Origin of the sequence: Agromyces sp. S2-1-8, from assembly GCF_021129215.1 — a bacterium.
Taxonomy (GTDB): Bacteria; Actinomycetota; Actinomycetes; order Actinomycetales; family Microbacteriaceae; genus Agromyces; species Agromyces chromiiresistens.
The window spans coordinates 2,178,764-2,198,246 of the sequence record NZ_JAJOLP010000001.1 but is presented as its reverse complement, the minus strand read 5'-3'; the positions used below and the strand labels follow the sequence as shown (position 1 = coordinate 2,198,246).

The 19,483-nt window shown below is 72.6% G+C and carries 19 protein-coding genes, 1 tRNA gene and 1 other RNA gene; 12 read left to right on the top strand and 9 right to left on the bottom strand.

Annotated elements, in window-relative coordinates; all coding sequences use genetic code 11:
- Window positions 1-10: 10 nt before the first annotated feature.
- From LR269_RS10000 to LR269_RS09990, 3 genes are read right to left on the bottom strand one after another with little or no spacing between them, the layout of a single operon-like run.
- The gene (locus LR269_RS10000) at window positions 11-2,116 is read right to left on the bottom strand and encodes a YhgE/Pip family protein (RefSeq protein WP_231430646.1); all 2,106 of its coding nucleotides are present in this window, start codon (window positions 2,114-2,116) and stop codon (window positions 11-13) included.
- A complete protein-coding gene (locus LR269_RS09995; RefSeq protein ID WP_231430645.1) occupies window positions 2,113-4,992 on the bottom strand; it encodes an MMPL family transporter in 2,880 nt (959 codons plus the stop codon). Before LR269_RS09995 ends, LR269_RS10000 begins: the two co-directional genes overlap by 4 nt.
- Window positions 4,993-5,002: 10 nt before the next feature.
- Window positions 5,003-5,617: a TetR/AcrR family transcriptional regulator gene (locus tag LR269_RS09990; protein WP_231430644.1), complete on the bottom strand. Its 615-nt coding sequence runs from the start codon at window positions 5,615-5,617 to the stop codon at window positions 5,003-5,005.
- 97 nt (window positions 5,618-5,714) lie between these two features.
- On the opposite strand from LR269_RS09990, the gene LR269_RS09985 reads away from it, so the two are divergent.
- The 8 genes from LR269_RS09985 (at window position 5,715) to LR269_RS09950 (ending at window position 11,430) form a co-directional block, all read left to right on the top strand.
- Window positions 5,715-5,903, top strand: a complete 189-nt coding sequence (locus LR269_RS09985; protein ID WP_231430643.1) for a hypothetical protein — start codon at window positions 5,715-5,717, stop codon at window positions 5,901-5,903.
- A 118-nt stretch (window positions 5,904-6,021) separates the two neighbouring features.
- Complete coding sequence (locus LR269_RS09980; RefSeq protein WP_231430642.1) at window positions 6,022-6,483, top strand: hypothetical protein; 462 nt, start codon at window positions 6,022-6,024, stop codon at window positions 6,481-6,483.
- 167 nt (window positions 6,484-6,650) lie between these two features.
- Window positions 6,651-7,340, top strand: coding sequence for a biotin transporter BioY (locus LR269_RS09975; RefSeq protein WP_231430641.1), 690 nt, complete (start codon window positions 6,651-6,653; stop codon window positions 7,338-7,340).
- Window positions 7,337-8,698: an AMP-binding protein gene (locus LR269_RS09970; RefSeq protein ID WP_231430640.1), complete on the top strand. Its 1,362-nt coding sequence runs from the start codon at window positions 7,337-7,339 to the stop codon at window positions 8,696-8,698. Before LR269_RS09975 ends, LR269_RS09970 begins: the two co-directional genes overlap by 4 nt.
- On the top strand, window positions 8,695-9,855 hold the full coding sequence (locus LR269_RS09965) for a thiolase family protein (RefSeq protein ID WP_231430639.1): 1,161 nt from the start codon (window positions 8,695-8,697) through the stop codon (window positions 9,853-9,855). The genes LR269_RS09970 and LR269_RS09965 overlap by 4 nt, the downstream gene beginning before the upstream one ends.
- A complete protein-coding gene (locus LR269_RS09960; protein WP_231430637.1) occupies window positions 9,852-10,532 on the top strand; it encodes an energy-coupling factor ABC transporter ATP-binding protein in 681 nt (226 codons plus the stop codon). The genes LR269_RS09965 and LR269_RS09960 overlap by 4 nt, the downstream gene beginning before the upstream one ends.
- Window positions 10,533-10,543: 11 nt before the next feature.
- Window positions 10,544-11,137, top strand: a complete 594-nt coding sequence (locus LR269_RS09955; RefSeq protein ID WP_231430636.1) for an energy-coupling factor transporter transmembrane protein EcfT — start codon at window positions 10,544-10,546, stop codon at window positions 11,135-11,137.
- A gap of 101 nt (window positions 11,138-11,238) precedes the next feature.
- Complete coding sequence (locus tag LR269_RS09950; protein ID WP_231430634.1) at window positions 11,239-11,430, top strand: hypothetical protein; 192 nt, start codon at window positions 11,239-11,241, stop codon at window positions 11,428-11,430.
- Between the two features lie 84 nt (window positions 11,431-11,514).
- Here LR269_RS09950 and LR269_RS09945 read toward each other — a convergent pair.
- Window positions 11,515-11,590, bottom strand: a tRNA-Lys gene (locus LR269_RS09945).
- A 118-nt stretch (window positions 11,591-11,708) separates the two neighbouring features.
- Here LR269_RS09945 and LR269_RS09940 point away from each other — a divergent pair.
- Both LR269_RS09940 and LR269_RS09935 read left to right on the top strand, forming a co-directional pair.
- Window positions 11,709-12,524, top strand: coding sequence for an inositol monophosphatase family protein (locus LR269_RS09940; protein ID WP_231430632.1), 816 nt, complete (start codon window positions 11,709-11,711; stop codon window positions 12,522-12,524).
- A 5-nt stretch (window positions 12,525-12,529) separates the two neighbouring features.
- Entirely contained in the window at window positions 12,530-13,453 is a 924-nt protein-coding gene (locus LR269_RS09935) for an LLM class F420-dependent oxidoreductase (protein ID WP_231432309.1), read from the top strand.
- A 51-nt stretch (window positions 13,454-13,504) separates the two neighbouring features.
- Here LR269_RS09935 and LR269_RS09930 read toward each other — a convergent pair whose 3' ends face one another.
- Entirely contained in the window at window positions 13,505-14,431 is a 927-nt protein-coding gene (locus LR269_RS09930; protein WP_231430631.1) for a DMT family transporter, read from the bottom strand.
- A gap of 82 nt (window positions 14,432-14,513) precedes the next feature.
- Between LR269_RS09930 and LR269_RS09925 the strand changes: the two genes are divergently transcribed.
- The gene (locus LR269_RS09925; protein WP_231430629.1) at window positions 14,514-15,428 is read left to right on the top strand and encodes a LysR family transcriptional regulator; all 915 of its coding nucleotides are present in this window, start codon (window positions 14,514-14,516) and stop codon (window positions 15,426-15,428) included.
- 69 nt (window positions 15,429-15,497) lie between these two features.
- Here the strand turns inward: LR269_RS09925 and mgrA are convergent, their stop codons facing one another.
- Window positions 15,498-16,550 (bottom strand): L-glyceraldehyde 3-phosphate reductase, encoded by a 1,053-nt coding sequence (mgrA, locus tag LR269_RS09920; protein ID WP_231430628.1) that lies wholly within the window; start codon window positions 16,548-16,550, stop codon window positions 15,498-15,500.
- A gap of 419 nt (window positions 16,551-16,969) precedes the next feature.
- Window positions 16,970-17,338: a transfer-messenger RNA gene (gene ssrA / locus LR269_RS09915) on the bottom strand.
- A gap of 163 nt (window positions 17,339-17,501) precedes the next feature.
- Between ssrA and LR269_RS09910 the strand changes: the two genes are divergently transcribed.
- Window positions 17,502-18,179, top strand: a complete 678-nt coding sequence (locus LR269_RS09910; protein ID WP_231430626.1) for an SIMPL domain-containing protein — start codon at window positions 17,502-17,504, stop codon at window positions 18,177-18,179.
- A gap of 15 nt (window positions 18,180-18,194) precedes the next feature.
- Here LR269_RS09910 and LR269_RS09905 read toward each other — a convergent pair whose 3' ends face one another.
- Entirely contained in the window at window positions 18,195-18,932 is a 738-nt protein-coding gene (locus LR269_RS09905; RefSeq protein ID WP_231430625.1) for a tyrosine-protein phosphatase, read from the bottom strand.
- Window positions 18,933-18,984: 52 nt separating this feature from the next.
- Window positions 18,985-19,461, bottom strand: a complete 477-nt coding sequence (gene smpB, locus LR269_RS09900; protein WP_231430624.1) for an SsrA-binding protein SmpB — start codon at window positions 19,459-19,461, stop codon at window positions 18,985-18,987.
- Between the last annotated feature and the right edge of the window lie 22 nt (window positions 19,462-19,483).

Below are 19,483 nucleotides of genomic sequence, written 5' to 3'. Positions count from 1 at the left end.
GCGGGTTCGCTCAGCCGAGCGCTGCGGCCGCGAATCCGATCGAGCGGATGCCTCGGCGTCGGCCGACCACGATCGCGGTGCCGACGACCCCGATCACGCCGAACAGCGCGATCACGCCGGCCGCGCCCGCGACGGCTCCCCCGCCCGCACCCGACACGATCGTCTGCATGCCCTGCACCGCCCACGTGAGCGGCAGGAACGGGCTGATCGCCTGGTACGGCCCGCTCAGCACCTCGATCGGCACGAGCCCGCCCGTCGACGTCAACTGCAGCGCGACGAGCACGAGCGAGACGAGCAGTCCGGCCCGGCCGAGCCACGCCGTGAAGAACGCGTGCAGCGCCGTGAAGGCGAGCGCGAGCAGAGCCGAGAACGCGAGGGTCTGCGGCAGCAGGCTCCATGCGACGCCCAAGGCGCCGTGCAGCAGGAGCACGACGGCGACCGCCTGCGCGAGCGCGATGAGCCCGGCGCGCGCGAGGGAGCGCCAGACGAGCCCGCCGGTCGAGGCCGTGCTGCGCAGCGCTTCGCGGCCGAACGGCCGGAACACGAGGAAGAGCGCCATCGCGCCGAGCCAGAGCCCGATCGGTACGAACAGCATGCCGATGACCTCGCTCGTCGAAGCGATCTCGTTCTCGCGCGACGTGTCGACGCTCACCGGTTCTGCGACGACGTCGGCGGTCTTCGCCGCGTCGATGTCGCCGAGCTTCTGCGCCTCCTTCGCGCCCGAGGCGAGGCCGTCGGCGAGGGAGTCGGCGCCGGTCGCGAGCTTCGTGGCGCCGTCGGCGGCGCCGTCGGCGCCCGACTCGAGCTGGCCGAGCCCGCCGGCGAGCTCGCCGATGCCCGAGGCGAGGCCGTTCGCGCCGTCGCTCAGCCCCGCGGATCCGGCCGAGAGCTGCTGCGCGCCCGATGCGAGTCCCGCAGCGCCGTCGCGAAGCCCGGCCGAGCCGGCCGAGAGCTTCGCGGCGCCGGTGGAGAGCCCGCCGATGCCCTCCTGCAGCGCCGGCAGCCCGGCCCCGCCGGCGGCGAGCGGTGCACCTTCCGTCGAGAGGGTTTCGGCGCCGTCGCCGACGCCGACGACGCCCGCACGCATCTCGCAGAGGGAGGTGAGCTCTGTCGGCAGCGGCTTCGTAGTGCAGTCGGCGGCTCCGCCGGTCGCGGTCGAGATGGTCTGGTCGATCAGGGCGAGGAGGCCGGGTTCGAGCGCGGCATAGTTGTCCGAGAGCGCCGTGACGCCCCCGGTGTACGCCACGACGCCGTCGCCGAGCTGGCCCAGCTGGTCGGTGTTCTGCTCGAGCTGTGAGAGCCCGCTCGCGATGCCGTCGACGCCCTGGGTGTACTGGGCGACACCGCTCGAGTAGCTCGAGAGGCCGCTCGCGATGCCGTCGACGCCCTGCGTGTACTGGGCGACCCCACCGGCGTACGCCGATGCTCCGTCCGCGGCATCCGAGGCACCGGCGGCCGACTGCGCGACGCCGTCGGCGAGCTGGCCGATGCCGTTCGAGAGCGAGCCCGCACCGCTCGAGAGCTGCGCGGCGCCGTCGGCGGCGTCGCCGAGCGAGCCTCCCATGGTGGCGAGGTTGCCGTAGAAGCCCTCGAGGTACTGGGTCGTGAGTTCGCGACCGAAGGCGGTCGACATAGCGTCGCCCACCGACTGGGCGACCGAGCCGGTGAGGTAGCCGTGCGCGTCGTCGGTGCGGATGTCGAGGTTCGCACGGGTCGGCGACTCCCCCGAGATCGACGTGACCGACTCCGAGAAGTCGGAGGGGATGGTGAGCACGGCGTACGCCTCGCCCGAGGCGAGCTTGTCGGCGGCCTCTTCGTCGTTCGAGATCGTCCACTCGAACCCTGCGGTGTCGGGCCCGGTGAGCTCGGTCACGAGCTGGCGGCCGGCGAGCACGGGCTGCTCGGTGCCGTCGGGCAGGGTCATCGTGACCATCTCGTCGTTGTTGACGACGACGGCGGGGATCTGCTCGAGATTGTCGTCGGCGCCGCCGAGCGCGCCCGAGACGAGCCCGGTGACGGCGAGGGGGACGGCGATCACGGCGGCGACGAGCACGCCGTAGCGCACGCGGCGCTGGGCGGGGGTCGAGCCGAACAGGCGGGCGAGTCGGGAGCTCATCGCTGTGCCTCCAGGGAGCGTGAAACGGGTTCGATGAATCGGATGCCTCGGGCTGCGAGCTCGGGCGTCGCGTCGGGCGTGCACGACCCGGCACCGAGCCCGACGATGAGGGTGACCTGCGCGGGCAGGAGCCGGCCGAGCGCGGCCCAGAGCTCGTCGCTCGCGTCGCCCGGATCGTCGTCGATGTCGACGACGACGACTCCGGGACGCTCGGCGAGCGCCGCCGCCACGGCGACGACGGTGCGGGCTTCGGCACCGAGCGCCGACAGCGGGGTGTCGACGCCGAGCCGAGTCCGGTCGACGCCGAGCGCGGTCGCGGCACGGTCGGCCCACTCGCGGACGAGCGAGCTCGACGGGGCGAGCCGGTACCACGGACGGGTCGCGTCGAGGCGGGCGGCGATGAGCTCGCCGACGGTCGAGCCGGTCGGAGCGTCGGAGGCGACCTCGGCCATGGCGACCTGCCGCATGACCCGCCCCGCGCCGGTCGGCAGGGGTGTGCCCTGCACCGCGACCCGGCCCGAGACCGGTGCGAGCCGGCCCGCGAGCGACGCGGCGACGACACGGCGGTCGACGGCCTCGCCGCGCACGACGAGCACGCCGCCGGTCGGGACCTCGACCGCGAGCGGCCCGATCGGCCGCTCGGGCAGCCCGAAGACCGCTTCGTCGAGGTTGACGGCCGCCGGTCGCGCCGCCGCCCACTCGGCCTGCTCGAGGTGGGCGCGCAGGCCCTCGCCCTCGATGTCGACGTCGGGGAGGATGCGGGCGAGCCACTTCGGCAGCCACCACGCCGACGTCCCGGCGAGCGCCATCGCGGCGGGCACGAGGGTCATGCGCACGAGGAAGGCGTCGAAGGCCACGCCGATCGCGAGGGCGAACGCGATGCCCTTGATGACGCCGGACCCCTCGGGCACGAACGCGAAGAAGACGAAGAACATGATGAGCGCGGCAGCCGTGACGACGCGTGCGGCGTGCTGGAACCCGTGCACGATCGACGTGCGCGGCTCCTTCGTCTTCACGAACTCCTCGCGCATGCCCGACACGAGGAACACCTCGTAGTCCATCGCGAGGCCGAACAGCACGGCCATGAGCAGGATGGGGAGGAAGCTCAGGATCGGGCCGGGCTCGACGTGCAGCAGGTCGGCGAACCATCCCCACTGGAAGATCGCGACCGTCGCGCCGATGGCGCCGAACGCCGACAGGAGGAAGCCGAGTGCGGCCTTGATCGGCACGAACACCGAGCGGAACACCATGAGCAGGAGCACCACCGAGAGTCCGACGACGATGAGGGCGAACGGCACGAGGGCGTCGGCGAGCCGGTTCGAGATGTCGATCGCGACCGCGGTGAAGCCGGTCACCGCGATCGGAGTGCCGTAGTCCCGCTCGATCGACGGGGCGAGGTCGCGGATCGAGGCGACGAGCTCCTTCGTCTCGGGCGAGTCGGGCGCCGACTCGGGGATGACCTGGATGATCGCCGTGTCGACCGTCTCGTTCGGCAGGCCGTCGCCGACGTAGGCGACGTCGTCGAGTTCGGCGATGCGGGCGCCGATCGCGTCGAGGTCGTCGAAGATGTCGGTCGTCTGCGTGATGTCGACCGTGACGATGAGGGGACCGTTGTACCCGGGGCCGAAGCCGTCGTCGATCATCTCGTAGGCCTCGCGCTGGGTCGATCCGGCCTCGCCCGAGCCGTTCGGCAGGTTGAGGTCCAGGCTGAGCGCCGGCACCGCGGCCAGGCCGAGCAGGCCGACCACGGCGACGACGAAGACGACGGGCGCCTTGAGCACGAGGTCGACCCAGCGGCGGCCCATCGTGCGCTCGCCGCCCTCGTCGGCGGCGTTCGCCCGACGGTGCGCACGGCTGCCGGGCTTCGGCGTGAGCTTGCGCCCGAAGACCCCGAGCAGCGCCGGCAGGAGCGTGACCGCACCGGCCACCGCGATGAAGACGGCGAACGCGGCGCCGACGCCCATGACGCTGAGGAACGGGATGCCGACGACGAGGAGTCCGAGGAGCGCGATGATCACCGTGAGTCCGGCGAAGACGACGGCGCCGCCCGCGGTCGCGACGGCCTCGGCCGCGCTCTCCTCCGGGTCCTGTCCGCGGGCGAGCTGGTTGCGGTGCCGCGAGAGGATGAACAGGGCGTAGTCGATGCCGACCGCGAGCCCGATCATGACGGCGAGCATGGGCGCGGTCGACGAGACCGTCGCGAACGCCGCGACGATCGTGATGCCGCCGACGGCGGTGCCGACGCCCACGAGTGCGGTGAGCAGCGGCATCCCCGCGGCCAGCAGCGAGCCGAAGGTGATGATCAGCACGACGGCGGCGAACAGCACGCCGAACACCTCGGTGATGGTGAGGCCGAAGCTCGTCTCCTGGAAGACATCGCCGCCGAACGCGACCTGGAGCCCGGCGTCGGTGCCGATCTCGCCGGTCGCGGTGACCTCGTCGAGGGTCTCGGGGGTCACGTCGGTGACCTGTCCGTCGAACGTGATCTGGATGTACGCGGTGCGCTCGTCGCCCGAGACCTGGTCGCCCGCGTACTCGTCGAACGGCCCGAGAACGCTCGCGATGCCGTCGACGTCCTCGAGGGCGGATTCCATGTCCTCGATGGCGCCCTGGTACTGCGCCGATTCGACCGACTCCCCTTCCGGGGCCTCGACGACGGCCTTCGCCGACGCCCCAGCGGTCTGCGGGAAGACGGCGGCGAGCTGGTCGATCGCCTGCTGCGACTCGGTGCCGGGGATGGCGAACGAGTCCTGCAGCTGGCCGCCGAGCGCGACGCCGGTGCCGAGGACGGCGCCGAGCGCGACGACCCACGCGACGATGACGAGCCAGGCGCGGCGGTAGGCGAATCGCCCGATGCGATGGAGGAGCAGAGCCATGGGCGGTGCCTTAACGGGTCGGCCGGCCGTCGGCCGGGATCAGCAGTTCGGTGAGCACGTCGACGAGGGCCGTGCGCACCTCGTCGTCGGAGTGGGTGTTCATGAGCTCGCTCATCTCGTCGTCGTCGAAGAACGTCGCCCCGGCGACGAGGGCGTAGGTGGCCCCGGCGAGCGCGACGCCGAAGCGCATCTGCTCGGCGAGCGAGGCTCCCGAGCAGATCGCGTCGGCGAGGACGCGGATCGCGGCGTTGCCGCGCTTCACGATCGGGATGTCGCCGAGCGAGTGCCCCTGGCTCACGAAGAGGTGCACGGCGAGGCGCTCCCCGAGCAGCAGGTCGACGAACCGGCCGATGAACGCGCCGCGCGCCGCATCGGAGCGGCGCCCCTCGGCGAACTCGGCGACGAGCACCTCGAGCCGCTCGATCGCGGGCGCGATGCCGGCCTCGAGCAGCGCCTCCTTCGAGGCGTAGTGGTAGAGCACGCTCGACTTCGAGTAGCCGGCGTGGTCGGCGATCTGCTGCAGCGACGTGCCGGCGAAGCCGACGGTGGCGAACTGTTCGAGGGCGGCGTGCAGCAGCTCGTCGCTCGCGCGGGCGCGCGGAGGTGCGGTCGCATCGGTGGGCATGCTCCGACGGTACTTGACCGATCGGTCAGATCCTGCACGATCGGTCAGATTCACGGATGACTCCCAGCACGGGCGGGTGGCGCGGTAGCGTGGCGCCATGCGCAAGTACCTCTTCAGCGGAGCCGTGATCTCAGCAGCCGTCAGCGGCATCACCGTGATCAAGGCCACCGCGTCGGGTCCGCGCGACTGGCGACTGCTGCTGCTCTGGATCTCGTGGGCCGCGAGCCTCGCGATCGCGATCGGCACGGTGGCCGAAGAGACGAAGCGACCCGAGCTCGGCGAATAGCCGGTCGCAGCCGCCGCTCTGCGGCGTGTCTTGCGGAATCCGCTCCGCCGTGCCCGAAACTGGAGCGAACGACCCGAATATCGCAGTACCCGCTGCAACACGACGAGAGGGGCCACCGATGTTCCGCCGTTGGCGACGCGCTCGGCTTGCCGCCCAGGCCTCCGCACACGCTGCCGCTCCCGCTCCCGCACCGCGCCCCACCGCGGCCGACCTGCGCGGCGAGCACATCTTCGAACTGCTGAACGCCCGCCTCTCCGAGTTCATCGGCCCGGGCGGCGGCTGGTCGCTCGTGCGCCGCAGCGACGGCGACACCGACCGCATCTTCCACGCGATGCTGACGCACCAGATCGCCGCTGAACTCACCCGTGCGATCCTCGACGAGCGCGACTCGGTCGCGGTCGTGGTTCCCGCAGGCGAAGAGTCGATGGCGCTCGGCTGGGAGCCCGCGCCGCTCATCGTCTGGGCCGACCCCGTCGAGACCTCCGGTTCGATCGACGCCGACGCCGACGCATCCGCCCTCGAAGCCGACGTGCGGCCGTTCGGTCCGCTCACCGAGCTCGAGGCTCGCGCCGCCGCCTGACCCCGTCGAGCGGGGTGACGAGCGAGCGCCGGCGCGCCTCGAGACCCCCACCGTGCGCTTCCAAAATCGACCCCCGAATCTTGTACGGCTGGGGCGACGCGACCCCTCCCCGCCCTCATAGCGTGATTCACGGGCACTCCGCCCGCACGCCTTGAGAGGGGATCCCGATGAGCACCGCACCGAGCAGCACCCCGCCCACCGCCGGCCCGACGAGCGGTTCGGAGACCGACGTCGTCGACGCGCCGACGCGGCGCCACACCGCACGCGACCTCGCGCAGATCGCGGTCTTCACCGGCCTCATCGCCGCGCTCGGCCTGCCCGGCGCGATCTACCTCGGCGGCACCGCGGTGCCGATCACGTTCCAGACGCTCGGCGTCATGCTCGCGGGCGCCATCCTCGGTGCACGCAAGGGCTTCCTCTCGGTGCTGCTGCTCATCGCCCTCGTCGCCGCGGGACTCCCGCTCCTCTCCGGCGGCCGCGGCGGGCTCGGCGTCTTCGTCGGCCCGTCGGTCGGCTACCTGATCGGGTGGCTCGTCGGGGTCGTGGTGATCGGCTGGGCGACCGCGCGCCTGCTCCCCCGCTACCGCGTCGTGCCCGCACTGCTCTGGACGGCGCTCGGCGGCATCGTCGCGATCTACGCCGTCGGCATCCCCGTCCTCGCGGCGATGACGGGCACCCCGATCGGCGTCGCCGCCGCCGGCTCGCTGCTGTTCCTGCCCGGCGATGCGCTGAAGGTCGTCATCACGGTGCTCGTCGCGAAGGGCGTGCACCGCGCCTGGCCGGGCCTCATCGAGCCTCGTTCGTGGCCGTGGGCGCGCCGCGCCGCGCTCGACGCCGGGGCGGTCGACGCCGCGTGAGCGAGTGGCTGCGGGGTTCGCCCGGTGCGCCCGCCCTCGCGTTCGGCGGCGACGTCGTGCGCGTGGGCGAGCTCGCCGCGGCGGTCGCCGCGGCCCGCCTGCCCGGCGGCACCGGGTTGGTGCCCTGCCCCGTCGGCACGGCACCGGTCGAGCTCATCACGACCGTGCTGGCGGCCCTCGAGCGCGGTCGGCCCGTCCTCGTCGGCGGGTCGTCCGACGAGGCACGGCGCCTCGACGACCTGCTGCCTGCGGCCACCGCGATCGCGCTGCGCACCTCGGGCTCGTCGGGCACCGCGCCCACGGTCGTGGCCCGCACCGAGGCATCCTGGCTCGAGTCGGCTGCGCCGCTGGCGCAGCTCGCCGGCATCGAGGCCGGCGACCGCGTGGCCGTGACCGGGCCGCTGCACGTCTCGATGCACCTCTACGCGGCGCTGCACGCGCTGTGGGCGGGCGCGGTCGTCGGCGACTCCGTTCGCGATGCGACGGTCGTGCACGCGACGCCGACGAGGCTGGCCCGGCTCCTCGACGGCGGTCTCGACGCCCGTGCCGCCGTGGTCGCGGGCGCCGCGCTCCCCGAGCGGGTGCGGCACACCGCCCGTGCGCGCCTCCGGCTCACGGAGTACTACGGTGCGGCCGAGCTCTCGTTCGTCGCGGCCGGGCACGGCGAGGGGCTCGTTGCGTTCCCGGGTGCCGAGATCGAGCTGCGCGAGGCCGCCGGCGGTCGTGAGCTCTGGGTGCGGTCGCCCTATCTCGCGATCGACGCGGTCGGCGGGATGCTGCGCCGCGACGCCGCCGGTTTCGCCACCGTCGGCGACCTCGCCGAACTGGGCGCCGACGGCACCCTCACGATCCTCGGACGCGGCGATGCGGCGATCACGACAGCCGGTGCCACCGTGATCGCAGAACGGATCGAGGGCGTGCTCGCCGGCCTCCCGGGCGTCGCCGCGGTGGCCGTCGTGGGCGAACCGAACGAGCTGCTCGGCGAGCGCGTGGTCGCGATCGTCGAGCTCGACGAGCTCGACGAGCTCGACGAGCGCGTCCGCGCGACCGATCGCGACGCATTCGGCGGCGACGACGAGGCCGCGGACCCCCGCGACGCGACCGACCTCCGCGACGAGATCGTCGCGGAGGCGAGGGCGCGCCTCGAGGTCGCCGAGCTGCCGCGCCGCTGGTTCTTCGCCCCGCTGCCGCGCACCGACTCGGGCAAGGTCGCCCGCGGCGCGCTCCGGTCGGCGCTCGCCGCCGGCGGGCTCGACGGCGAGCACCGGGCCGCAGCCCGCCGCCACGACGCGATCCGCGCCGTCGCAGCAGGCGCCGCACCGACGAACGCCGCACCACCGACGGGAGGACCCGCATGACCGCCGCCCCGACCCCCGTCCTCGTCGCGGGCCGCCGTACGCCCATCGGCACTGCCGGCCGCGGCTTCGCCGGCCACTCGGTCGATGCGCTCGCCGCGCCCGTGCTCGCGGCCGTGGCCGCGCGGGTCGCGCCGGCCGAGGTGCCGATCGACGACGTCGTGCTCGGCAACTGCATGGGCCCCGGCGGCGACCTCGCCCGCGTCGCCGCGCTCCGCGCCGGTCTCGGCGTCGGCGTTCCCGGTGTGACCGTCGACCGGCAGTGCGGCTCGGGTCTCGACGCGGTCATGCAGGCGGCGGCCCGCGTGCGGGCGGGCGACGGCCGGCTGCTCGTCGCCGGCGGCGCCGAGTCGGCGTCGACGGCGCCGGTTCGCAGCTGGCGCGACACGGGTGCCCGGTACGACCGTGCACCGTTCGCCCCGCCCGGGCTGCCCGACCCCGACATGGGTCCCGCCGCCGACCGGCTCGCCGCCGTCGCCGGCATCTCCCGCACACGCCAGGACGCCTGGGCCGAGCGCTCGCACCGTCTCGCGCTCGCCACCCACCGCTCGGGCGGCTTCGATGCCGAGCTCGTCGCCGTCGACGGGGTCGTCCGCGACGACCGGCCGCGCCGGCTGAGTCTCGAGACGCTCGCACGATTCGCGCCCGCCTTCGTGTCGGACCCGGCGGACTCGAGCGATGCCGCCGGTGCCGGCACCGTCACGGCCGGCAACTCCTGCGGCTTCTCCGACGGCGCAGCGGCGATGGCCGTGACCACGCCGGAGCTCGCGCGCGAACTCGGGCTGCCCGCGCTCCGCGTCCGCGCGGCCGCCGTCGCCGCGGGCGACCCCGCCCTGCCCGGGCTCGGCGCCGCGCCGGCCGCGCAGGCCGCCCTGGTCCGGGCGGGCCTCGCCCCGGCCGACCTCGGCTTCGTCGAGATCACCGAGGCGTTCGCCGCGCAGCTCCTCGCCGTGACCGATGCCCTCGCGCTCGACGAGGAGATCGTCAACGCCGAGGGCGGTGCCATCGCGATCGGACATCCGTGGGGTGCCTCGGGCGCCGTGCTGCTCGTGCGGCTCGCCGCGCGCATGCTCTCCGCCGACGACGACCGCCCGGGCCTCGCCGCGTGCTCGATCGGCGGCGGCCAGGGCATCGCGATGATCGTGGAGCGCGTCGCATGAGCGGGATCGTCTTCGACCGCGTCTCGCACGACTTCGGCGCCGAGCCGATCGTCGACGACGTCTCGCTCGTCATCGACGAACGACGGGTCGGCATCGTCGGCGCGAACGGCTCGGGCAAGTCGACCCTCGCCCGCATGATCAACGGCCTCGTGACGCCGAAGACGGGTCGGGTGATCGTCGACGACCTCGACGTCGCGCGACGCGGTCGCGACGTGCGCCGCCGGGTCGGCTTCGTGTTCACGAACGCCGACAACCAGATCGTCATGCCCACGGTCCGCGAAGACGTCGCATTCACCCTGCGCCGCCATCGGCTGCCGGCCGAGGATGCCGCGGCGCGCGTCGAGGCGACGCTCGAGCGCTTCGGGCTCATGGGCCTCGCCGATCGACCGGCGCACCGCCTCTCGGGCGGGCAGAAGCAGCTGCTCGCCCTCGCGTCGGTGCTCGTCGCCGACCCGGCGATCGTCGTCGCCGACGAGCCGACCACACTGCTCGACGCGCGCAACGCCCGGCTCGTCGCCGACCACTTCCGCGCGCTCGACCAGCGGCTCGTCGTCGTGAGCCACCAGCTCGAACTGCTCGAGGACTTCGACCGGGTGATCGTCATGGAGTCGGGCCGCGTCGTCGCCGACGACGAGCCCGCCGGTGCGCTCGCGGCCTACCGGTCCCTGATCGGCTGAGCGGCGGAATCGTGATCGGCGTCTTCCACCCCGGCGACTCGCTCGTGCACCGGGCGCCCGCGCTCCTGAAGCTCGGGCTGCTCGCCGTGCTCGTGACCGTCGTCGCGGTGCAGAGTTCGCTCGTCGTCCTGGGCGCCGCCGCTGCGGCGACCATCGTGCTGTTCCTCGTCGCGCGCCTTCCGGCGCGCGCCGCCTGGCGGCAGATCGTCCCCATCCTCTGGGTGCTCGCGTTCGCCGTGCCCGTGCAGTGGCTGTTCTCCGGCTGGGAGTCGGCGGCCACGATGGCGTTCCGGCTCGTGATCGCCGTTGCGCTCGCCGCGCTCTACACGCTCACGACGCCCGTCTCCGCGACCCTCGATGCCATGCAGCTGCTCTTGCGCCCGCTGCACCGATGGGTCGACGCCGACCGAGTCGGCCTCGCCCTCGCGCTCGCGATCCGCTGCGTGCCCCTGCTCGCCGACATCGTTCGCGAGGTGCTCGAGGCGAGGAAGGCCCGAGGTGCGGAGGGTTCGGTCATGGCGCTCGCGGTGCCCGTCATCGTGCGCGCGCTGCGCACGGCCGACCATCTCGGCGAGGCGCTCGTCGCCCGCGGCTTCGACGACTGAGACGCACGCCTCGGCGCGCTCGCGTCGCGCCCGCCGCCGCGTCGTCCACCATCGGGGGTACATTGAGGGTCACTCGTCGGAAACCCTCGCGGAGGTGCGTGATGGATTGGTCCTTCTGGCTCGCGATCGGGGTGCTGATCGCCGTCTGGGCGGTCGGCCAGTGGATGTACACGCGTCGCCGCAAGGCCGGCCGCTCCAGCCGACCCGCGCCCGGCGGCACGGACGTCGCGAACTCGGTCGACGTCGAGCGCGAGAAGTCGATGCGGCAGATGCGCGGCGGCATGATGCCCTGACGTCCTCGCGAGAGGTGCGCGCCGCACGACCGCACACGGAAGAAGCCCGGAACCACGCGATTCGCGTGCGTTCCGGGCTTCTCTTGGTGCACCCCCAGGGACTTGAACCCTGAACCCACTGATTAAGAGTCAGTTGCTCTGCCGATTGAGCTAGAGGTGCATCGATTCGGGGCTGTTTTTCAACAACCGAACCGAGCGTCAACGTTATCAGGTCGTTCGCCGCTGCGCCAATCGAGCACGGCACGGCGTGTTCACCCGCGCCCGATAGCCTGAATCGCGTGACCGACCACGCCGAAACCACCGCCCTCGACCTCGCCGACGACCTCGAACTCGCCCTCGAGCTCGCCGACCTCGCCGACGCCGTCGCGATCGCGAAGTTCCGCGCCGTCGACCTCGCCGTGTCGACGAAGCCCGACCGCACGTTCGTGACCGAGGCCGACCTCGCCGTCGAACGGGCGATTCGCGATCGGCTCGCCGAGGCGCGCCCCGCCGACGGCATCCTCGGCGAGGAGTTCGGCACGTCGGGCGACACGACGCGTCAGTGGATCATCGACCCGATCGACGGTACGTCGAACTTCATGCGCGGCGTCCCGGTGTGGGGCGCGCTCATCTCGCTCGCGATCGACGGCGTGCCCGTCGTCGGCGTCGCCTCCTCCCCCGCGCTGGGCCGGCGCTGGTGGGCGGCGCGCGGCGCCGGCGCGTTCACGACGGATGCCTCGGGCGCGACCCCGCGCCGCATCGCCGTGTCGCAGGTGGCCGACCTCGCCGATGCCTCGCTGAGCTTCCAGAGCATCGCCCAGTGGCGCGAGGCCGGCTACCTCGACCGCCTGCTCGCCCTCGCCGAACGGGTCTGGCGCGATCGCGCCTACGGCGACCTGTGGTCGTACATGCTGCTCGCCGAGGGGCTCATCGACGTGACCGGCGAGTTCGACGTGAAGCCCTACGACCTCGCCGCGCTCGTGCCGATCGTCGAGGAGGCGGGCGGGCGATTCACCTCGATCACCGGCGAGCCCGGCCCGTGGCACGGCTCGGCGCTCGCGACGAACGGCCGGTTGCACGAGACGGTGCTCGAGGCGCTCGGCGAGCGGGCGTGACCGGCATGGAGTTCGTCGTCTTCACCGAACCGCAGCAGGGCGCGAGCTACGACGAGCAGCTCGCCCAGGCGCAGGCCGCCGAGCGCCTCGGCTTCGACGGCTGGTTCCGTTCCGACCACTTCCTGCGCATGGGCGACGGCGACCCGCTGCCCGGCCCGACCGACGCGTGGGTGACCCTCGCGGGCCTCGCCCGTGAGACCGAGCGCATCAGGCTCGGCACCCTCGTCTCGTCGGCGACGTTCCGCCACCCGTCGCTGCTCGCGATCCAGGTGGCCCAGGTCGACGCGATGTCGGGCGGCCGTGCCGAGTTCGGCCTCGGCACCGGATGGTTCGCCGAGGAGCACACCGCCTACGGCATCCCGTTCCCGCCGAAGCGCTTCGACCTGCTCGAGGAGCAGCTCGACATCGTCACGGGCCTCTGGGCGACGCCGGTGGGCGAGGCCTTCGACTTCGCCGGCGAGCACTATGCGCTCGCCGGCGCACCGGCGCTCCCGAAGCCCGTGCAGTCCCGCGTGCCGGTCGTCATCGGCGGCGCCGGGCTGAAGCGCACCCCCGAGCTCGCGGCGCGGTTCGCGACCGAGTTCAACCTCGGCTTCCGCTCGGAGGACGAGATCGCCGCCGCCTTCGAGCGCGTGCGCCGAGCCTGCGAGGCGATCGGCCGCGACCCCGCGACGATGCGCACGTCCGTCGCACTGCCGACGGTCGTCGCGGAGCACGACGCCGACTACCTGCGCCGCCTCGCCGCGATCGACGAGGACCCCGACGACTTCGCCGAGGTCAACATCGCCGGAACGCCGGCGGCCGCGGTCGAGAAGCTCGAGCGGCTGCGCGAGCTCGGCGCCGACCGCGTCTACCTGCAGCTCGTCGACCTGCGCGACCTCGACCATCTCGAGCTCATCGCGGCCGAGGTGCTCCCCGCGCTTCGCTGACCCCGCGACGGATGCCTCGTGGCCGGCGCCGGCCACGAGGCATCCGCTCGCTCATCGACGGGCCGGCCGTGACGGCCTGCGGCTCCACGCCACGCCGATGAGGCAGAGCGCGCCGCCCACCATGCCGAGGACGGTCGGCAGCTCGCCGAGCAGCAGCCAGCCGAGCAGCACGACGATCGCGGGGACGGCGAGCGTCGCCGAGGCGGTGACGCCGGCCGGACTGCGCTTGAGCACGTACGCCCAGAGCAGGAACGCGACCGCCGACGGGAACACCCCGAGGTACACCATCGCCCAGACCGCGGGCGCGGGCGCGGCGCCGACCTCGACGACGGTTTGCGGCAGGAAGGGCAGCAGGGCGGCGGCGCCGATCGCGCAGCCCACCCACGTCGCGCTCAGCGCGTCGGTGTCGCGCAGGGCGACCTTCTGCACGAGCACGCCGAGCGCGTAGAGCAGCGCGGCCAGGAGGCCGAGGACGACGCCCAGCGGATCGGCGTGATTGCCGACGCCGCCGGTCGCGATGAGCACGACGCCCGCGAAGGCGACGAGCATGCCGACCACGAGCGAGCGCGGGAAGCCCTCCTTGAGGAACACGCCGGCCGCGACCGCGACGATGAGGGGTGCGACGTTCACGAGCATCGCGGCGGTGCCGGCGTCGAGATGCCGCTCGGCGAGGTTCAGCACGAGGGTGTAGCCGGCGAACCAGAGCACGCCGTACAGGGCCACGAGTGCGAGCGAGCGTCCGCGCGGCAACGGCGGCCGGCGAACGAGGGCGACGGCGACCAGTGCCGCGGTGCCGACGAGTTGCCGGCCCAGCGCGAGGGGGCCCGGCGAGAGCGCGTCGCCGACGAAGCGGATGGCGATGAACGCCGAGGCCCAGAGCACCAGGACGACGAGCATCGCCGTCAGCACCTTCCACCCCGGCGAGGGTGTCGACGCGGTCACGGCTGGCGGCTGGAGGCTCGGGGCGGCGGTTCGCATTCCCCCAGCCTGACGATCGGATCATCTCAGCACAAGCGAACGATCCTTGGGTTCGATTAAGCAGAACTGTACGATTGTGATCATGGTCGATCCGCACCGGCTCCAGGTCTTCCGCACCGTCGTGCTCACGGGCTCGATCAACCGCGCGGCGGCCCGACTCGGCTACACCGCGTCGGCCGTGAGCCAGCACGTCAGCGCCCTGCAGCGGGAGACCGGTCTGACCCTCGTCGAGCGCCGCGGTCGCGGCATCGTGCCGACCTCGGCCGGTGTCGCGGTCGCCGATCGCGCCGGTCGCGTGCTCGATCACCTCGCGGACTTCGATGGCGCGGTCGACGACCTGCGGGCGGGTCGCAGCGGCACGATGCGCATCAGCTGCTTCATGTCGGCGAATCGCGCATGGATGCCGCCCGTCGTGGCCGAGCTCGCCCGCACCTACCCCGACCTCCGGCTCGAGCTCTCGATGGTCGAACGAGCCGGACAGCTCTCAGGCGAGCCCGACCTCGAGCTCTACATCGCCGAGTCGATCCGCGGCGACCGCGACCCGGCGGTGGCCGACGGCTCGCCCGACGGCTACGACCTGGAAGAGCTGCGCACCGAGGGCTACGTCGTCGTGGTGCCCTCGGGACACCGGCTCGCCGCGCGCGAGTCGATCGGACTCGTCGAACTCGAGGGCGAGCCGTGGATCGACAACGACGACGCGCACGGGCCGTGCCGCGAGATCGTGCTCTCGGCGTGTGCGGCACTCGGGTTCGCACCGCAGTACCGCCTGCACGCGCCCGATTACACGAGTGCCTTCGACTACGTCGAGCAGGGCGTCGGCATCACCGTGCTGCCCCGCCTCGGCGCGATCGGACTGCCCGACGGCGTCGAACTGCGGCCCATCGCCGACACGGCCGCACGGCGCCGCATCATGATGCGGGTGAAACGGTCGATGCGCACCCACCCGGCGGTGCTGCGCGCCGCCGAGCTGCTGAGGGCGGCGGCCCGGCGCGACTGACCGCGGCGCCGGCCCCCTCGGATGCCTCGTGGCCGGTCACGAGGCATCCGGATCGTTCGACGCCTGCGATCAGGGTCGCAACTCGGGCAGCGGCCCGCCGCCCCGGGCGTCGGCCCAGAGGTCGATGCCGGCGTCGCCGGCGAACCGGTCGATCTCGGTGAGCTCGTCGGCGGTGAAGTCGCGGCGGTCGACCGCCGCGACGTTCTCCTCGAGCTGCCGCACGCTCGACGCCCCGACGACGAGGCTCGTCACCCGCTCGTCGCGGAGCGCCCAGGCGAGCGCGAGCTGCGCGAGCGACTGCCCGCGGCGCTCCGCGATCGCGGCGAGCCCGCGGATGCGCTCGAGGGTCTCGTCGGAGAGCATCGAACGGTCGAGCGACCCGTCGGCCGCCGCGCGCGAATCGGCCGGGATGCCGCCGAGGTACTTGCCGGTCAGGAGGCCCTGCGCGAGCGCGGTGAAGCCGATGACGCCGAAGCCGTCGTCGGCCGCCGCGTCGAGGAGGCCCTCGGTCTCGATCCAGCGGTTCAGCATGGAGTACGACGGCTGGTGGATCGTGAGCGGCGTGCCGCGCTCGGCGAGCAGGCGCGCCATCTCACGGCTCTGCTCGGCCGAGTACGACGAGATGCCGACGTACAGCGCCTTGCCCTGCCGCACGATGTGGTCGAGGGCGGCCGCCGTCTCTTCGAGCGGCGTGCCGGGGTCGGGGCGGTGGTGGTAGAAGATGTCGACGTGGTCGAGGCCGAGCGCGGTGAGCGAGCGGTCGAGGCTCGCGACCAGGTACTTGCGGCTGCCCCCCACGCCGTGCGGCCCCGGCCACATGTCCCACCCGGCCTTCGTCGAGACGACGATCTCGTCTCGGTAGGGGGCGAGGTCGCTCGCGAGGATACGGCCGAAGTTCTCTTCGGCGGCGCCGTACGGCGGGCCGTAGTTGTTCGCGAGGTCGAAGTGCGTGATGCCGAGGTCGAATGCCCGGCGCACGATCGCCCGCTGCGACTCGAGCGGCCGATCGTCGCCGAAGTTCTGCCAGAGCCCGAGCGAGAGCAGCGGCAGCTGCAACCCGGACCGACCGGTGCGGCGGTGTGGCATACGGTCGTATCTGGCGGCATCGGCGATGTACGGCATGCAGTCATGCTAGCCAGACTCACCGACACGGGCCGTGCGCGGCCCGGCCCGCCTCGAGCCGTATTCCGTTGCCGGTATCCGTCGCACCATGGACACGATGGACAATCGGCTCCGACAACTTCACCGCACCGGCCATATGGCGCCGTGCCGCGCGACTGGCAGGATCTTCAACCATCGCGACGCGACTCCCCCACCGCGCGCAGCCCCGACGAAGGATCCGACGATGGACGAGCACCAGCCCGAGAACTGGTACTGCCCCGAGCCCGACTGCGACTACTGCGGGGGCGCGTTCACCGACTGAGCCAGCACGTCGTCCCCGACGACACCCGACCCGTACCGTCCCCGACGCAGAACGCCCGGCGACTCCGAGTGGAGTCGCCGGGCGTTCTGCGGCTTCCGCAGCGTGCGATGACGGCCGGTGGTGGAGATGGGGGGAATTGAACCCCCGTCCATCGCTGAGATTCCACGTCTTCTCCGGGCGCAGCCTGTGAAAGCGCTCTGCTCGGCCCCGACTCTTGCCACAGGCACCTGAGTCGACGGGCCCAGCCTGAAAGAGTCCCGCACGTCGCTCAGGCGACGACGCGCAGCAAGTTCCCTAGATGACGTCAGTGACCGGGGCGGGAACGAACCCGGACTGACGGACTATCGAGCTCGCTTAGGCAGCGAGGGCGAAGTCAGACTGCTTCTTATTGGCAGTTATTTGTTCGCAGGGGGCGTTCACGAGATAACCCTGCATCCTCGGCCCGCTTCTCGTGGGCACACAGGCGATGTCGAAACCGATCATCCCCATGTGACGTCGAACGGATTCGACGGACCTTCATCGCACGCTGTGGAGTTTCCAAGAGTCGCGACCCGTTCGCAGGACGAAGGGGTGCGCGGCCTTACAGTCTAGAACAGGCGACACCGCTCCGCCATTCCCAGACCTCGAGCGGATGCCTCGTGGAGGACCAAATGGCCACCGTCATCGCCGTTCGCGGCACCGCAGAAGAACGCGTCGACCCCGAGCTCGCCGCCGTCACGCTCACGATCGGGGTCTCCGAGCCCGAACGCGACACCGCGCTCGCCCGCACTGCCAGGGCGCGCGAGCGCCTCCTCGCCGAGGTTCGCGATCTCGAGGCCGCCGGGGCGCTCGACACCTGGTCGGCGGGTCAGCTTCGAGTGTGGTCGCACCGCCCGTTCAACAACGAGGGCCGGCAGTTGCCGCTCGTGCACCAGACCAGGTCAGAGGTCGAGATCGTGTTCAGCGACCTCGACCGGCTCGGCGAATGGGTGAGCCGGGTCTCCGACGGTGAGGCCGTCGACCTCGACGGCATCGACTGGCGCCTGACCGAGGCGACCCGCCGGCGCGTGCAGGAACTCGCGCAGCGCGCCGCGGTCGCCGACGCCATCGCGAAGGCGCGCGTCTACGCGGCCGCCCTCGGGCTCGGTGCGCCGACGCCGGTTGAGCTCGCCGACACGGGACTCCTCACGGCCCAGCCGCTGCCGCCCGCACCGCGCGGCGGCATGAAGATGGCGATGGCCGCCTACGACGGCGGAGGCGCGGGGTCGGGCACCGAGTTCGCACCCGCCGTGCTCGTCGTCGAAGCCTCCGTCGAGGCGCGATTCCACGCCGAGGTCCGAACCGGCTGAGGCGCCGCCCGCGGCTCAGTCGCCGTCGATGAGCAGGCGTTCGAGACCGGCGAGGTCGCCGAGCCCGAGCCCTGACGCGAGCAGGTACTCGCGCACCGACCCGTGCGCGCGCTCGACCGTGTCGAGCACGCCCTCGATCGCCTCCCGCGGGCTCCCTCCCATCAGGGTGCGCAGTTCCGGGGTGTCGGGCACGCCGTACTTCGCGATGACCGCGACCATGCCCTCGAGCCATTCGCCCGCGAGGTTCGCCTCGGTCCTGGCGTAGTCGTCGATCACGGCCTCGCGGTCGACGCCGACGGCCAGGAGCGCGAGCGCGACGACGATCCCGGTGCGGTCCTTGCCCGCGGTGCAGTGCACGATGACCGAACGCTCGCCCGCACTCGCGATCTCGCGCAGCGCCGCGACCACGACGCCCGCATGCTGCGTGACGATGCGGTCGTACAGGGCTTCGAGCGAGATGCCCGCCATGCCCTGCGAGGCGCCGGATCCCTCGAACACCGGCAGCCGCAGCACCTCGACGTCGAGCCCGTCGAGGTCGTCGGGCATCGAGCGGGCCTCGTTGTCGTCGCGCAGGTCGATCACGATGCCGACGCCGAGCTCTCGCAACTCGGCCTTGCCGGCGTCGCCGAGCCGGAACAGCCCGTCGGACCGGTAGAGCACCCCGTCGCGCACCCGGCCCGTGCGGGCGGGCAGTCCGCCGACATCGCGGAAATTGTACGTGCCGGGAACGGGGATGCGCATCGACGTCTTCATCGCGACGAGCCTACCTCCGGCGGCCGAGCGGGTCACCCAGGCTCGACCCGGCTCACTCGCCGAGGTGCCGGCGGCTCGCCATCGCGCGATCCGCCTCGCGCTTGTCCTGCCGCTCGCGCAGCGTCTGCCGCTTGTCGTACTCGCGCTTGCCTCGGGCGACCGCGAGCTCGACCTTCGCGCGGCCGTCGCTGAAGTAGATCGAGAGCGGGATGAGCGTGTAGCCCCCCTCTTTGATGCGGTGGCTGATCTTCACGATCTCCTGCTTGTGCAGCAGCAGCTTGCGCTTGCGCCGGGGCGCGTGGTTGTTCCACGTGCCCTCGGTGTACTCGGGGATGTGCACCGCATCGAGCCACATCTCGCCGCCGTCGATGAACGCGTACCCGTCGACGAGCGACGCCCGCCCCTCGCGCAGCGACTTCACCTCGGTGCCCTGCAGCACGAGCCCGGCCTCGTAGGTGTCCTCGATGAGGTACTCGTGCCGCGCCTTGCGGTTGGTCGCGACGACCTTCTGTCCGCGTTCCCTGGGCACGGTGATCTCCTTGCGAATCGAG

Excerpts from the sequence above, each read along its gene's own strand:
- LR269_RS09995 (WP_231430645.1), bottom strand. The coding sequence starts at position 4,992 with ATGGCTCTGCTCCTCCATCGCATCGGGCGATTCGCCTACCGCCGCGCC.
- LR269_RS09985 (WP_231430643.1), top strand. The coding sequence starts at position 5,715 with ATGCGCAAGTACCTCTTCAGCGGAGCCGTGATCTCAGCAGCCGTCAGC.
- LR269_RS10000 (WP_231430646.1), bottom strand. The coding sequence starts at position 2,116 with ATGAGCTCCCGACTCGCCCGCCTGTTCGGCTCGACCCCCGCCCAGCGC.
- LR269_RS09980 (WP_231430642.1), top strand. The coding sequence starts at position 6,022 with ATGTTCCGCCGTTGGCGACGCGCTCGGCTTGCCGCCCAGGCCTCCGCA.
- LR269_RS09975 (WP_231430641.1), top strand. The coding sequence starts at position 6,651 with ATGAGCACCGCACCGAGCAGCACCCCGCCCACCGCCGGCCCGACGAGC.
- LR269_RS09910 (WP_231430626.1), top strand. The coding sequence starts at position 17,502 with ATGGCCACCGTCATCGCCGTTCGCGGCACCGCAGAAGAACGCGTCGAC.
- LR269_RS09930 (WP_231430631.1), bottom strand. The coding sequence starts at position 14,431 with ATGCGAACCGCCGCCCCGAGCCTCCAGCCGCCAGCCGTGACCGCGTCG.
- LR269_RS09925 (WP_231430629.1), top strand. The coding sequence starts at position 14,514 with ATGGTCGATCCGCACCGGCTCCAGGTCTTCCGCACCGTCGTGCTCACG.
- LR269_RS09950 (WP_231430634.1), top strand. The coding sequence starts at position 11,239 with ATGGATTGGTCCTTCTGGCTCGCGATCGGGGTGCTGATCGCCGTCTGG.
- mgrA (WP_231430628.1), bottom strand. The coding sequence starts at position 16,550 with ATGCCGTACATCGCCGATGCCGCCAGATACGACCGTATGCCACACCGC.
- LR269_RS09935 (WP_231432309.1), top strand. The coding sequence starts at position 12,530 with ATGGAGTTCGTCGTCTTCACCGAACCGCAGCAGGGCGCGAGCTACGAC.
- LR269_RS09905 (WP_231430625.1), bottom strand. The coding sequence starts at position 18,932 with ATGAAGACGTCGATGCGCATCCCCGTTCCCGGCACGTACAATTTCCGC.
- LR269_RS09960 (WP_231430637.1), top strand. The coding sequence starts at position 9,852 with ATGAGCGGGATCGTCTTCGACCGCGTCTCGCACGACTTCGGCGCCGAG.
- LR269_RS09965 (WP_231430639.1), top strand. The coding sequence starts at position 8,695 with ATGACCGCCGCCCCGACCCCCGTCCTCGTCGCGGGCCGCCGTACGCCC.
- LR269_RS09990 (WP_231430644.1), bottom strand. The coding sequence starts at position 5,617 with ATGCCCACCGATGCGACCGCACCTCCGCGCGCCCGCGCGAGCGACGAG.